Annotated in this window: 11 protein-coding genes; 6 read left to right on the forward strand and 5 right to left on the reverse strand. The window is 71.9% G+C overall.

Annotation, left to right across the window (positions count from 1 at the left end; genetic code table 11):
* Nucleotides 1-63 precede the first annotated feature (63 nt).
* From BLW86_RS25500 to BLW86_RS25510, 3 genes are read right to left on the reverse strand one after another with little or no spacing between them, the layout of a single operon-like run.
* On the reverse strand, nt 64-654 hold the full coding sequence (locus BLW86_RS25500; RefSeq protein WP_093876199.1) for a TetR/AcrR family transcriptional regulator: 591 nt from the start codon (nt 652-654) through the stop codon (nt 64-66).
* Nucleotides 655-670: 16 nt separating this feature from the next.
* A complete protein-coding gene (locus BLW86_RS25505; protein ID WP_093876200.1) occupies nt 671-1,699 on the reverse strand; it encodes an aldo/keto reductase in 1,029 nt (342 codons plus the stop codon).
* A 41-nt stretch (nt 1,700-1,740) separates the two neighbouring features.
* Nucleotides 1,741-3,180 carry an MFS transporter gene (locus BLW86_RS25510; RefSeq protein WP_256341421.1) on the reverse strand — a complete coding sequence of 480 codons (1,440 nt, stop codon included), beginning with the start codon at nt 3,178-3,180 and terminating at the stop codon, nt 1,741-1,743.
* Between the two features lie 101 nt (nt 3,181-3,281).
* Here BLW86_RS25510 and BLW86_RS25515 point away from each other — a divergent pair, with 101 nt between their 5' ends.
* On the forward strand, nt 3,282-4,190 hold the full coding sequence (locus tag BLW86_RS25515) for an MmyB family transcriptional regulator (RefSeq protein ID WP_256341422.1): 909 nt from the start codon (nt 3,282-3,284) through the stop codon (nt 4,188-4,190).
* Here the strand turns inward: BLW86_RS25515 and BLW86_RS25520 are convergent.
* A complete protein-coding gene (locus BLW86_RS25520; protein WP_093876201.1) occupies nt 4,160-5,626 on the reverse strand; it encodes an MFS transporter in 1,467 nt (488 codons plus the stop codon). The genes BLW86_RS25515 and BLW86_RS25520 overlap by 31 nt on opposite strands.
* Before the next feature lie 52 nt (nt 5,627-5,678).
* On the opposite strand from BLW86_RS25520, the gene dusB reads away from it, so the two are divergent.
* From dusB to BLW86_RS25535, 3 genes are all read left to right on the forward strand, one after another.
* Nucleotides 5,679-6,815, forward strand: coding sequence for a tRNA dihydrouridine synthase DusB (gene dusB, locus BLW86_RS25525; RefSeq protein ID WP_093876202.1), 1,137 nt, complete (start codon nt 5,679-5,681; stop codon nt 6,813-6,815).
* Between the two features lie 357 nt (nt 6,816-7,172).
* A complete protein-coding gene (gene ppdK, locus BLW86_RS25530) occupies nt 7,173-9,884 on the forward strand; it encodes a pyruvate, phosphate dikinase (protein WP_093876203.1) in 2,712 nt (903 codons plus the stop codon).
* 491 nt (nt 9,885-10,375) lie between these two features.
* Entirely contained in the window at nt 10,376-11,410 is a 1,035-nt protein-coding gene (locus tag BLW86_RS25535; RefSeq protein ID WP_177181750.1) for an ArsR/SmtB family transcription factor, read from the forward strand.
* 60 nt (nt 11,411-11,470) lie between these two features.
* Here the strand turns inward: BLW86_RS25535 and BLW86_RS25540 are convergent, their stop codons facing one another.
* Nucleotides 11,471-12,628 (reverse strand): PhoX family protein, encoded by a 1,158-nt coding sequence (locus BLW86_RS25540; RefSeq protein ID WP_093876204.1) that lies wholly within the window; start codon nt 12,626-12,628, stop codon nt 11,471-11,473.
* 168 nt (nt 12,629-12,796) lie between these two features.
* Between BLW86_RS25540 and BLW86_RS25545 the strand changes: the two genes are divergently transcribed.
* Nucleotides 12,797-13,825: a hypothetical protein gene (locus BLW86_RS25545; RefSeq protein WP_093876205.1), complete on the forward strand. Its 1,029-nt coding sequence runs from the start codon at nt 12,797-12,799 to the stop codon at nt 13,823-13,825.
* A gap of 51 nt (nt 13,826-13,876) precedes the next feature.
* Nucleotides 13,877-14,326, forward strand: coding sequence for a group III truncated hemoglobin (locus BLW86_RS25550; RefSeq protein ID WP_093876206.1), 450 nt, complete (start codon nt 13,877-13,879; stop codon nt 14,324-14,326).
* Nucleotides 14,327-14,400: the final 74 nt, after the last annotated feature.

The following is a 14,400-nucleotide window of genomic DNA, read 5'->3' on the forward strand; positions in this document are numbered from 1 at the left end:
AGTCATGCACCGGACAGGGAAGGGGAAACTCCACGCCAAATGATCTTCAAAACGGGAGGTTTTTCAGGCCCGTAGTGCTCGCTGCACCAGGGAGACGACCGCCGTGAACGCGTCCTCGACGTCCGGGGCCGACCAGTCGGCCGCGTGCGCCGGGTTGTGGAAGCGGTCCGTGGCGTGGAAGACCGCGCGCGCCGTGGTCGTGAAGTCCCGCTCCGGGGCCGTGAACAGGCCCTCGCGGTGACCGTCCTCCAGGATGTGGGCGATCTGCTCGACGAGGTGCTCCTCGTGCCGGTCGACGACCTCGCTGTTCTCGCCGATCAGCACCTGGAAGGTGGCCATCAGCTCCGGATCGCCGCCCGCCTTCTTGCGCTTGAGGGCGAAGAGGGCCGTGAGCCAGCCGGTCAGCCGCCGGTCCGCCGGACCGTCGCCCTCGGCGTACGGCCGGAGCTCGGTGACGGTCCGCTCCAGCCACCGCTCGGTGACCGCCTCGCGCAGCGCCGCCTTGGTGCGGAAGTGGCGGTAGACGCTGCCGTGACTGACGCCGAGGACCCGGGCCACGTCGACGACGGTCGCCTTCGCCGGGCCGTAGCGCCGCAGCACCTCCTCGGTGGCTTCGAGGATGCGCTCTGCGGTCAGGGTCTCGGTGGCGGCCATGCAATGACAGTACCCGTCAGTGCTCGCTGTCCAGGTGGGACATCTGGACCTCCGGGTAGCGGGCGCCGGCCGCCGCGCCCGCCGGGACGGCCTCCTCGATCGCGGCCAGGTCGGCGGCGTCGAGCGTGACGTCCAGGGCGCCGAGCGCCTCCGCGAGCCGGTCGCGGCGGCGGGCGCCGACCAGGGGCACGATGTCCCGGCCCTGGGCGAGGACCCAGGCGATCGCGGTCTGGGCGACCGTGACGCCCTTGGCCTCGGCGACCGCGCGCAGCCGGTCCACCAGGTCCAGGTTCCGGCCGAGGTTCTCGCCCTGGAAGCGGGGGGACATCCCGCGGAAGTCACCGGCGCCGAGCTGCCGGTCCCGGGCGAAGTGGCCGCTGATCAGACCGCGGGAGAGGACTCCGTACGCGGTGATGCCGATGCCCAGTTCACGGGCGGTCGGCAGGATCTTCTCCTCGATGCCCCGGGAGAGGAGCGAGTACTCGATCTGGAGGTCCGCGATCGGGGCGACGGCCGCCGCCCGGCGGAGGGTGTCCGCGCCGACCTCGGAGAGGCCGATGTGCCGGACGTGCCCCGCCTCGACCAGCTCGGCGATGGCGCCGACGGTCTCCTCGATCGGGACCTCCGGGTCGACGCGGGCGATCCGGTAGACGTCGATGTGGTCGGTGCCGAGGCGCTGGAGCGAGTACGCCGCGAAGTTCTTCACGGCGGCCGGGCGGCCGTCGTAGCCGGTGAAGCCGCCCTCGACCGTGCGCAGGGCGCCGAACTTCACGCTGGTCAGCGCCCGCTCGCGGGCGGCGGCCGGCGCCGTCCGCAGTGCCTCGGCGATGAGCAGCTCGTTGTGGCCCATCCCGTAGAAGTCGCCCGTGTCGAGCAGGGTGACCCCGGCGTCCAGGGCCGCGTGGATCGTCGCGATCGACTCCGCGCGGTCGCTCTCGCCGTACAGCGCGGACATGCCCATGCAGCCGAGGCCGAGCGCGGAGACGGCGGGGCCGGTGGTGCCGAGCGGGCGGATGGGGAGGGAGGTCTTCGGTGTCGTGGTCATGGAACAACAATGACATGACCGATGACAGCTTTCAATATCTGTCACTTCACCGTGCGGGGGAGGCGCAGGCTCAGCAGCAGCGTCAGCGCCACCACACCCAGCTGGACCAGGAGCGTCGTCCTCAGCGCCGTTCCCATCTCCGCCGGCGAGGAGGCCAGCGACAGGAAGAGCGAACCCAGCGTCGCCACGCCCAGCGTCAGCGCCGACTGCTGCGTGGTCACCATGACCCCGCTGCCCACGCCCGCCCGCTCCGACGGGACCTCGGACAGCACCACCCGGAACAGCACCGGCAGCTGGAGCCCCTGACCGAGACCCGCCACCGCCATGCCCGGCACCAGGTCCCACACGGAGAGCCCCTGCCAGTCGTGTCCCACCGACCACGCGATGGCGGCCACACCGAGCCCCTGGAGCACGGCCCCCGCCGGCACCACCCGGGTGCCCCAGCGCCGTACGAGACGCGGCCCCGCCAGCGAGGCGCCGAAGAACGCGAGCGCCATCGGCACGAGCGCCATGCCCGAGGCCACCGCCCCCGTCTCCAGGCCCTGCTGGAGCGCCACCGCGATCACGAACATGAAGCCGCTGAAGCCCAGCGAGAGCGGCAGCACCACCATCAGCCCGCGCCGCAGCGGGACCAGGGCGAGCAGGCTCGGCGGGACCAGCGGCACGGCGCCCCGGCGGTCCGCCCGCCGTTCCACCCACCAGAAGGCCCCCGCCGCGAACGGGAACAGCGCGAGCGACACCCAGGTCCACAGCGGCCAGCCCGCCGCCCGGCCCTCGGTCAGCGGCGCGAGCAGGGCAAGGAGTGCGAGCGCGAGCAGCAGCGTGCCCGGCACGTCCACCGGCGCCGGACGGTTCGAGCGGGTCTCCGGCACGGTGCGCAGGGCGAGGACCAGGCCCGCCACCGCCACCGGCACGTTCACCAGGAACACCGAGCGCCAGCCGGAGCCCGCGATGTCGGCGGTCACCAGCACCCCGCCCAGGATCTGGCCGCCCGCCATCGCGAGACCGGCCGTCGCCCCGTACAGGCTCAGCGCCCGCGCCCGGCGCGGCCCCTCCGTCGAGGAGTGGATGGTCGCGAGCACCTGCGGCAGCATCAGCGCCGCCGCCGCGCCCTGGGCCACCCGCGCCGCGACCAGCGTCCAGGCGTCCGGGGCGAGGCCGCAGGCGAGCGAGGTCAGGCCGAAGGCGGCCATGCCGGCGAGGAAGAGGCGCCGGCGGCCGAAGAGGTCGCCGAGTCGCCCGCCGAGCACGAGCAGCACCGAGTACGCCAGGCCGTACCCGGCGACGACCAGCTCCAGGAGCGCCGGTCCCGCGGCCAGGTCGTGGTCGATGGACGGCAGGGCGACGTTGACGATGAAGAAGTCGATGAGGGGGAGCGCGGCGCCGAGGAGGACGGTGAACAGGCCGAGGGTGCCGAGCGCCGCGGGCGGCGCCTGGCGGCCGGTCGGGGCCGCGGTGCGGACGGAAGCGGTGGTAGTCACGGGACCGAGCCTCCGCCTCCGCTCAGCCTGGTACCAGAGTGTCTTTATCCTGGTACAAGCACTACCTGGAAACCGGCTGGCCACCCCGGCACCCTGGAGGCATGACCGTCATGGCGATGAGCGGACCCGAGGCACCGAGCGAGAGCGACGTGCGGCGCCACGAGCTGGCGGCCTTCCTGCGCAGCCGGCGCGAGCGCATCACCCCCGAGCAGGTCGGCCTGCCCCGGGGCCGACGCCGCCGCACCCCCGGCCTGCGCCGCGAGGAGGTCGCGCACCTCTCCGCCGTCGGCGTCACCTGGTACACCTGGCTCGAACAGGCCCGTGACATCCAGGTCTCCCCGCAGGTCCTGGACGCCCTCGCCGGAGCCCTGCTGCTCGACCCGACCGAGCGCAGCCACCTCTTCGCCCTCGCCGGAGCCGCCGACCCGCACCCCGAGGCGTCCTGCTCCGCCGTCACGCCCACCCTGCGCCGGCTGCTCGACCAGCTGGAGCCCGTGCCCGCCGCGATCCAGAACAGCCGCTACGACTTCCTCGCCCACAACCGCACCTTCGGGCAGCTCTTCTGCGACCTCGACGCGCTGCCCCGCGAGGACCGCAACTCCCTCTGGCTGGCCTTCACCAACGAGGACTTCCGGGCCTCCGTCACCGACCTGCCCGAGGTCATGCGCGCGCTCGCCGGGAAGCTCCGCGCCGCCATGGCCGAGCACCTGGCCGAGCCCGCCTGGAAGGAGCTCGTACGCCGCCTCGAAGAGGCCTCGCCCGAGTTCCGGGAGCTCTGGGCCCGGCACGAGGTGGTCGCCCCCGGCGGCCGCGTGAAGATCATCCGCAACGCCCGCGTGGGCCTCCTCGGCTTCGAGCACACCAACCTCTGGCTCGGCCCGAACGCCGGGACCCACCTCGTCACGTACGTCCCCGTGGACGACGCCACCCAGGCCGGCGTCGCCCGCCTCCTCGACCTCGTGGTCCGGGAGCGGGAGGCTCAGGGCGAGGGCGCCTTGGCCGTGGCCTGAGTCCCGCCCTCCCGGCCGCCTTCCCTGCCGCCCTCCCGGCCCTCCTCCGGCGCCAGGCACCGCGCCGTCCGCTCCGCCGTGCGCCGGGCCCACGTCCCGCTGGTCAGTGCGCCGACCGCCAGGACGGCGAGCCCGCAGCCCGTGATGATCCAGTAGCCGGGGCGGGCCGCCGCCACGAACGCGTCCGCGTGCGGCGTGGCGCCGACCCCCGCCGCCAGGACCGTGCCGATCACCGCCACCCCCAGCGTCTGCCCGACCTGGCGGCTCGTCGAGGCCACCGCCGCCGCCACCCCGGCCTGCGCGCGGGGCATCCCGGAGACGGCGGTGTTCGTGATCGGGGCGTTCACCAGGCCGAAGCCGATGCCGAAGACCACGTACCCGGTGAAGAGCAGCGCGTCGCTCGTCTCGGCGGCGAAGGCCGCGAAGAGCAGCGGCCCGGCCGCCATCGCCGCCCCCGCGAGCAGCAGCGAGGGGCGCGGCCCGCGCACCGCCGTGAGGCGCCCCGACAACGGGGCGAAGACGAAGGTCATGCCGGCCATCGGCAGCATCCATAGACCGGCGGACAGCGGGGAGAGCCCGCGCACGTCCTGGAGGTACAGCGTGTTCAGGAAGAGGAAGCCGCCGAGCGAGGCGAAGGCGCAGACCGCGATGACGGTGGCCCCGCTGAACGGCGCGCTGCGGAAGAACCGCAGGTCGATCAGGGGCTCGTGGCGCCGGGGCTCGTAGAGGAGGAGACCGGCGAGCGCGACGGCCGCGAGGCCGCCGAAGAGCGGGTCGGTCTCGATGATCGCGTACGTGAGCGAGCCGAGGAGCACCGTCACCAGGACCTGCCCGACGGGGTCGGGGCGCCGGGGCCGGGGCGCGCGGGACTCGGGGACGTACCGCAGGGTCAGGAGCAGGGCGGCGAGGGCGACCGGCAGGTTCACCCAGAAGATCGCCCGCCAGCCGACCGACTGGACGAGCACCCCGCCCACCAGCGGCCCGGCGGCCATGGAGACGCCGACGACCCCGCCCCAGACCCCGATGGCACGCGCGCGTGCCGCCGGGTCCGTGAAGGTGTTGGTGATGATCGACATGGCGACCGGGTTCAGCATCGAGCCGCCCACGGCCTGGACCGCCCGGAAGGCGATCAGGGCCTCCAGGTTCGGCGCGAGGGAGCAGAGCAGCGAGCCGAGGGCGAAGACGGCCAGGCCCGTGACGAAGACCTTGCGGCGGCCGATCCGGTCGGCGGTGGAGCCGGCGAGCATCAGCAGGGAGGCGAGGACCAGGGTGTAGGCGTCGATCACCCACTGCATGCCGGCGACGGTGGCGTCGAGATCTTCCCGCATGGCGGGCAGGGCGACGTTCAGGGCGGTGTTGTCCAGGCTGACGATCAGCAGGCTCATGCAGCAGATCGCGAGGACGACGAGGCGGCGACCGCGTGTGAGCTCGGGCATGTGCGGATCGTATGGCTGTCTAAGAAACTCCGCAGTGCGGGACAATGGCCGAATGACCGCGTTCACTCCTCTCGCCATCGGGCCGCACATCGTGCAGCCGCCGGTGGTGCTCGCCCCGATGGCAGGCATCACCAACGCCCCCTTCCGTACCCTCTGCCGTGAGTTCAGCGGTGGCAAGGGGCTGTTCGTGAGCGAGATGATCACGACGCGCGCCCTGGTCGAGCGCAACGAGAAGACGATGCAGCTCATCCGCTTCGACGAGACGGAGAAGCCGCGCTCGATCCAGCTGTACGGAGTCGATCCGGTGACGGTCGGCAAGGCCGTGCGGATGATCGTCGACGAGGACCTGGCCGACCACATCGACCTGAACTTCGGCTGCCCGGTCCCCAAGGTGACCCGGAAGGGCGGCGGCTCGGCCCTGCCGTACAAGCGGCCGTTGCTGCGGGCGATCCTGAACGAGGCGGTGTCCAACGCGGGCGACCTGCCGGTCACGATGAAGATGCGCAAGGGCATCGACGACGACCACATCACCTACCTCGACGCGGGCCGGATCGCGGTCGAGGAGGGCGTCACGGCGATCGCCCTGCACGGGCGGACGGCGGCGCAGCACTACGGCGGCACGGCCGACTGGGACGCGATCGCGCGGCTCAAGGAGCACGTGCCGGAGATCCCGGTGCTCGGCAACGGCGACATCTGGTCGGCGGACGACGCCCTGCGGATGATGCGCGAGACGGGCTGCGACGGCGTCGTCGTGGGCCGCGGCTGCCTGGGCCGCCCCTGGCTCTTCGGAGACCTGGTGGCGGGCTTCGAGGGCACCGGGGCCTACGCGCAGCCGGGCCTGCGGGAGGTCGCGGACGCGATGGTGCGGCACGCGCGGCTGCTCGGCGAATGGCTGGGCGACGAGGCACGTGGTGTCATCGACTTCCGCAAGCACGTGGCCTGGTACCTGAAGGGCTTCGCGGTCGGTTCCGAGATGCGCAAGAAGCTCGCGATCACCTCTTCCCTGGACGAGCTGCGCGCTCAGTTGAGCGAGCTGGACCTGGACCAGCCCTGGCCGGTGGGTGCGGACGGCCCCCGGGGTCGTACGTCCGGAAACAACCGGGTTGTCCTGCCGGATGGCTGGCTGAAGGACCCGTACGACTGCGCCGGGGTGAGCGAGGACGCCGAGCTGGACACGTCCGGCGGCTGAGATTCGGCCCCTCCCGGGGGAGTGATCCTCGCCACCCTTGAGGGGGGTTGCGCTCAGATGAGCGGATCGCCGACAGCTGTACAGCCTGAAGGGGTGGCACCGAGTGCCACTCCTTTTGTGTTCAAGAGTTGAACGCAAATGCTCGATTGGGCGCTCAGGAGAGCGGCTCTTCCCTGATTTGGGTCAACTGGCCTTCGGGGCGTGAAACCGGATACTTCGCATCGGTAACTTTCGAAGTGGTGGCGGATGGGTGGTTAAGACCGTGTGACCGGCAGGCGTACCTCCCTAGAAGCCTTCGATCTGGGTATGTTCCTCGCCGTCAGGGCAGCCAACCGAGTCGTCGAGGAGTCGAGACCCGTGTCGGGAAACATTGATCAGAAGTTCGTGTACGACTTCACCGAGGGCAACAGGGACCTGAAGGACCTGCTCGGTGGCAAGGGCGCCAACCTCGCCGAGATGACCAACCTCGGCCTGCCGGTGCCTCCGGGCTTCACGATCACCACCGAGGCGTGCAAGGTCTACCTCGAGAGCGGCTCCGAGCCGGTCGAGCTCCGCGACGAGGTGACCGCCCACCTCGACGCCCTCGAGCAGAAGATGGGCAAGAAGCTCGGCCAGGCCGACGACCCGCTGCTCGTCTCCGTCCGCTCGGGCGCGAAGTTCTCCATGCCGGGCATGATGGACACCGTCCTCAACATCGGACTCTCCGACGAGTCCGTGACCGGCCTCGCCCGCCAGGCCGACAACGACCGCTTCGCGTGGGACTCGTACCGCCGGCTCATCCAGATGTTCGGCAAGACCGTCCTCGGCGTCGACGGCGAGCTCTTCGAGGAGGCCCTCGACGAGGCCAAGGCCGCGAAGAAGGTCGCCAGCGACACCGACCTGGACGCCGCCGACCTCAAGAAGGTCGTCAAGCACTTCAAGAAGATCGTGAAGGCCCAGACCGGCCGCGACTTCCCGCAGGACCCGCGCGAGCAGATGGACCTCGCCATCGAGGCCGTCTTCAACTCCTGGAACACGGACCGCGCCAAGCTGTACCGCCGCCAGGAGCGCATCCCGGGCGACCTCGGCACCGCCGTCAACGTCTGCTCGATGGTCTTCGGCAACCTCGGCCCGGACTCCGGCACCGGCGTCGCCTTCACCCGCGACCCCGCCTCCGGCCACCAGGGCGTCTACGGCGACTACCTGCAGAACGCGCAGGGCGAGGACGTCGTCGCCGGCATCCGCAACACGGTGCCGCTGGCCGACCTCGAGTCGATCGACAAGAAGTCGTACGACCAGCTCATGCAGATCATGGAGACCCTGGAGACCCACTACAAGGATCTCTGCGACATCGAGTTCACCATCGAGCGCGGCCAGCTCTGGATGCTCCAGACCCGCGTCGGCAAGCGCACCGCCGGTGCCGCCTTCCGCATCGCCACGCAGCTCGTGGACCAGGGCCTGATCGACGAGGCCGAGGCGCTCCAGCGCGTCACCGGCGCCCAGCTCGCCCAGCTGATGTTCCCCAAGTTCGACGAGCACGCCAAGGTCGAGCAGATCGGGCGCGGCATCGCCGCCTCCCCGGGCGCCGCCGTCGGCAAGGCCGTCTTCGACTCGTACACGGCCGTCAAGTGGTCCCGCTCCGGCGAGAAGGTCATCCTGATCCGCCGCGAGACCAACCCGGACGACCTGGACGGCATGATCGCCGCCGAGGGCATCCTCACCTCCCGCGGCGGCAAGACCTCGCACGCCGCCGTCGTCGCCCGCGGCATGGGCAAGACCTGTGTCTGCGGCGCCGAGGAGCTCGAGGTCGACACCAAGCGCCGCCGGATGACCACGGCCGACGGCCAGGTCGTCGAGGAGGGCGACGTCGTCTCCATCGACGGCTCCACCGGCAAGGTCTACCTCGGTGAGGTACCCGTCGTACCGTCCCCGGTCGTCGAGTACTTCGAGGGCCGCATGCACGCCGGCGCCGACGACGCCGACGAGCTCGTCGCCGCCGTCCACCGGATCATGGCCTACGCCGACCGCGTCCGCCGCCTCCGCGTCCGCGCCAACGCCGACAACGCCGAGGACGCCTCGCGCGCCCGCCGCTTCGGCGCCCAGGGCATCGGCCTGTGCCGCACCGAGCACATGTTCCTCGGCGAGCGCCGCCAGTACGTCGAGCGGCTCATCCTCGCCGACACGGACGCCGAGCGCGAGGAGTCGCTGAAGGCGCTGCTCCCGCTGCAGAAGCAGGACTTCATCGAGCTCTTCGAGGCCATGGACGGGCTGCCCGTCACGGTCCGCCTGCTCGACCCGCCGCTGCACGAGTTCCTGCCCGACATCACCGAGCTGTCGGTGCGCGTCGCCCTCGCCGAGTCCCGCAAGGAGCCGCACGAGAACGACCTGCGCCTGCTCCAGGCCGTGCACCGGCTGCACGAGCAGAACCCGATGCTGGGTCTGCGCGGTGTCCGCCTCGGCCTGGTCATCCCCGGCCTGTTCACCATGCAGGTCCGGGCGATCGCGGAGGCCGCGGCCCACCGCATCGACGCCAAGGGCGACCCGCGCGCCGAGATCATGATCCCGCTCGTCGGCACCGTCCAGGAGCTGGAGATCGTCCGCGAGGAGGCCGAGCAGGTCATCGCCGAGGTACGGGCGCAGACCGGCGTCGACCTGAAGCTCGCGCTCGGCACCATGATCGAGCTGCCGCGCGCCGCCGTGACCGCCGGTCAGATCGCCGAGGCCGCGGAGTTCTTCTCCTTCGGCACGAACGACCTGACGCAGACGGTGTGGGGCTTCTCCCGCGACGACGTGGAGGCCTCGTTCTTCACCGCGTACCTGGAGAAGGGCATCTTCGGCGTCAGCCCCTTCGAGACCATCGACAAGGACGGCGTCGGCGCGCTCGTGCGCAGCGCCGTCCAGGCCGGCCGGGCCACCCGCCCCGACATCAAGCTCGGCGTCTGCGGCGAGCACGGCGGCGACCCGGAGTCGGTGCACTTCTTCCACGAGGTCGGCCTCGACTACGTCTCCTGCTCGCCCTTCCGGATCCCGGTGGCGCGCCTGGAGGCCGGCCGGGCCGCGGCCGAGGCGAAGGGCAGCGACAGCCGCTGAGTCCACCGGGGCCGCCGTCGGTCACCTCTCGACCCTCACCGACGGGCGGCGGCTCCGGATTCAGAAAAGAGACGGGACGGACACCTTTGTGCGGAGGTGTCCGTCCCGTTGTTCGTTTGTTTGTCGAGCTGATGTGAGTCAATGTTCAATTACGGCCGATTGAATTATTGGCCATTGAACTTCTGGATTCTTCAGCGCAAAGAACGGGGCGGGCGCGGCCCCCGGATCCCCACCCGGAGGCCGCACCCCTTTCCGATGCCGGGCAGGTGAGCCACAACCTCGCCGACCGCCGCCGGACGGGCAAAGCCCCCCACGGTCTTCACCACGTCACCTCGGTCCTGAAGGTTTCCTGCCCGACCCGTACAGCTTTTCGGTTCCCCCCTGATCGCCGCGATGCCTTTCAACTGTGGCTGAAACACCCTGGTAACGTGCAGTGATGCTGTGCATACTCGTCGTCGGGGGTGGTTGCGAGTGCACAGGTGGGGACGTTCATGCTGCGGATTCATTTCACCGGAGACGACTTGGCGGGAGTGCGGACGGCCGCCCGGCCGGACGTTCTGTGGGAAACGATTCTGAGCTTTCACCGTTTAAGAGACCGGCGCGGCTCCGTCGTCTACGGAGAATGGCGCTCTGACGCCCGGATGCGGCTCGGCGGCGAGACCCGGCTCCTCGCCGCGCTCGTTCCCAGCCGCGGCTATTTTCCCGACTTCCTGACGCCCGCCGAAGGAGTTCACGGCCTCGACGAGGGCCTCCAGGCGATCCGCGCCACCGATCCCGGCCGGCTGCGCGGAGAACTCTCGCTGCTCGCCGCCGACCGCTCCGGCGGCCGGACCGTGCCCCACTCGCTGCGCGCCCTCGCCGACGGCGGCACGGAGCCCTTCGACCGGCTCGTGGGGGCCCTGCGCAGCTACCACCGGGCCACGATCGAACCGTACTGGCCGCACATCCGGGCCCGCGTCGAGGCCGACCGGGCCCGCCGCGGCCGGGCCCTCCTGGACGGCGGCGCCGAGGAGCTGCTCGCCTCGCTGCCGCCGATGCTGCGCTGGCGCGCGCCCGTCCTGGAGGCGGACTACCCGGTCGACCGGGACGTCCACCTCGACGGGCGCGGGCTGCTGCTCCAGCCCTCGTTCTTCTGCCGGGGGACCCCGGTGGTGCTGCGCGACCCCGCGCTGCCGCCGGTCCTCGTCTACCCCGTCACGCACGGCGAGGCGCCGACCGTCCGCGCGCCGGGCGGCTCCTCGCTGGCCAAGCTGGTCGGCCAGACCCGCTCGGCCGTCCTGCACGCCATCGGGGACGGCGGGACGACCAGCGAACTGGCCCGCAGGGCCGGGGTGTCGCTGGCCTCGGCCAGCCAGCACGCGGGCGTGCTGCGCGAGGCCGGGCTCATCGCGACCCTCCGCCACGGCAACGCGGTCCTGCACACGCTGACGCCGTTGGGCGCCGCCCTGCTCGGCGGCGCCCAGCGGGCGGTGGACCTGCGCTGCTACCCGGGCGGTTACGCGAGGAACGGGCAGGTCACGTCATAGCTACGCGCGGAGAGGGCCCGTCCCCCGCCGCCAGCCGCGGCACGGGCCCGTCACCCGCGGCTACGCGCGGAACGGTCCCTTCACCTCGTAGGTGATGCCGCCCGAGGAGCTGCCGGTCGTGCCGCGCTGGCTGGAGAAGTACAGGCGCGTGCCGTCGGGGGAGAAGGCCGGGCCGGTGATCTCGGAACCGGACTGGCCGTTGATCCGCAGGAACGGCGTCACGATGTCGTCCGGCGTGATCAGGCAGATCTCCATGTTGCCGCCGTCCTCGGCGACGTACAGGTCGCCGGAGGAGGAGCCGGTGATGTTGTCGACGCCGGTCAGCGGGGCGCCGCCGCCGACGACCAGCGAGTCGTCGTAGGCCAGCTCGTACGTGCCGGCGGCCAGGTCGACCTGCCAGACCCGGTTGTCGCCCTTGGTGGTGAACCAGACGGTGTCGTTCGCGTAGTGGCAGCCCTCGCCGCCGTTGAAGTGCTTGGCGCCGGAGACCTGGGTGCGGGTGGTGGTCGGGGAGCCGTCCGGGTCCGGCACGTTCTGCCAGGCGAAGGTGCCGGAGGCGGCGGTGCCGGCCGTGAGCACCTGGAGGGTGCCGGAGGAGAGGTCGCCCCAGGTGGTGGGGACGAAGCGGTAGAAGCAGCCGTCCGTCTCGTCCTCGGTCAGGTAGATCACCCGGCGCACCGGGTCGGCGGCCGCCGCCTCGTGCTTGAACCGGCCCATCGCGTCCCGGCGGGTGGCGGTGCCGCCCCACGGGTTCGTCTCGTAGACGTAGCCGAGGGACACCTCCTCGCAGGACAGCCAGGTGTTCCACGGGGTCTTGCCGCCGGCGCAGTTCTGGCGGGTGCCGGAGAGGATGCGGTACGCGCCGGTGATCGTGCCCGCCGAGTCGAACCGCACCGCGCTCGCGCCGCCGCTCGGGTTGATCTCCGAGTTCGAGACGTAGATCCAGCCGGTGCCGTCGGCGAAGCAGGCGCCGCCGTCGGGGGCGTTGTGCCAGGCGTACGAGGTGCCGGTCACGGTCTGGCCGGACCGGGCGATCACCCGGCTGCTGAACCCGGCCGGCAGCTGGATGCCGTTCGCGTCGGCCGCGCCGAGCGCCCCGTACGGGCCGGCGCCGGGCTGGGCGGGGGCGGCGACGGCCGCGCTCTGCCACAGGCTGCCGCCGAAGGCGGCGGCCGAGGTGCCGATGACCGCTCCACGCAGGAAAGTGCGTCGCTCCACGTCTCACTCCTGAGAAGGGTGGTGCCCCGCCGCACCGGTCGGCGACGGGGTCGCGCGCTTCCGGAACCTAGGAGTACGGAATTGACTGGGCATCAACAAGCGGTGAAGCGGAAGTGGCGGGGACCGGGCGGGGACGGCGGTGTCGGTGCGGGGCGCTAGGTTCCCGCCATGTCGATCCACGTACGCCTGAGCGGTTCCGTACGGCTGCCCGGAGGCCGGGCCCTGATCAACGGCGATGTCTACGAGAGCCGCCGGGACGGCACCCGCCGCGCCCTGCTGCTCCACGGCGACGACCTGGAGGTCCACGACCTGGAGGACCTGTTCGCCGGGGAACGGGCACCGAGGACCGTCTTCCCGACGCCCTGGCCGGGCTGGGACCGGGGCGGCGTCTCGGTGAGCCCCGACGGCACCTTCGCGGTCTTCTCCGGGCAGCGGGCGGTACGGGCCGTCGGCGCGGACGGCACGGCCCTGTGGGAGTACCGGCACCCCTGCTGGGGCCCCGTCCTCGGCCATCCGCACACGGGGGACGAGCAGCAGGTCTGCGACGGCTCCGAGCACGGCTCGGTCCGGATCTCCGACGACGGCCGGTTCGTCTGGGCGCACGTCCTGGCCCCGGGGGAGGAGCAGCCCGAGGAGTGCTGGTCGGTCCTCGACGCCCGCGACGGCCGGGAGCTCGCCCGGCTGCCCCTCGACGACAGCGCGGCCGCCGGATCCCACCAGCTCTCCCACCCCGACGGCGTCCACACGGGACTCTGCATCGGCATGGGCCAGGACGGCATCCTGCTGTACTGGGCGCGCTGGGACGGCGAGCGGCCGACCGTCTGGGACCTCAACGAATCGCTCGACCGGATCCTCATGGACGTCCACCCGGCCCACGAGGGCTTCCTGACCCTGGAACACTACGGCGCCGACCTGAGCCTGCACGCCCTCGACGGCACGGTCCTCGCCGAGCAGTCGGAGCTGACCTGGGACTACGCGGCCGGGTTCGTCGACGGCCACACCGTCATCGCGACCACCGGCGTCTCGTACGAAGAAGACCCCCGCCACTGGCTTCTCGACGCCCGCACCCTGGAGATCCGCGGGACCGTCACGTACCCCCACGGCCCCGTCGACGGCCTGGTCCGCCCCCTCGGCGACGGCAGTTGGCTCACGTACGACGAGAAGACCGGGACCCTCAGCCGCTGGACGGTCCGGTGACGGGGACCTTCGGCACTGGGGCCCCGCCCGGCGGCGGGGCACACTGGGGGCATGCGTGAGACCCCCGACATCGGCGACCGCCACGACCTCGACGTGCTGCTGAGGCGCTTCTACGGCGCTGCCTTCGCCGACCCGCTGATCGGGCCCTTCTTCACCGAGATCGCCGGGACCGACCTGGAGCTCCACCTGCCGCGCATCGCCGACTTCTGGGAGCGCGCCCTCTTCCGTACCGTCGGCTACGGCCGCGACGCCTTCGCCCCGCACGTCGCCCTGCACACCGCCCGGCCGCTCACCGCCGCCCACTTCGGCCGCTGGGTGCAGCTCTGGCAGGCGAGCGTCGACGGACTCCACAGCGGGCCCCGGGCCGAGCGGGCCAAGGCGCAGGGCCAGCGGATCGCCCTCGCCATGCTGCGCCGGCTCGCCGGGCCCGACGCGGACACCGGGGGCACGGGCGGCGGGTTCGTCCCGCTGGCGGCCCTCGAACTGCGCTCCGTCGCCTGAGCGAAAAGACTCTCCGGGAGCGATGAGTTCCGAGAGGCAGGGCCGTCCTATCTCTCGACAGCACCGCACGACGG

The organism is Streptomyces sp. TLI_105, from assembly GCF_900105415.1.
GTDB lineage: Bacteria > Actinomycetota > Actinomycetes > Streptomycetales > Streptomycetaceae > Streptomyces.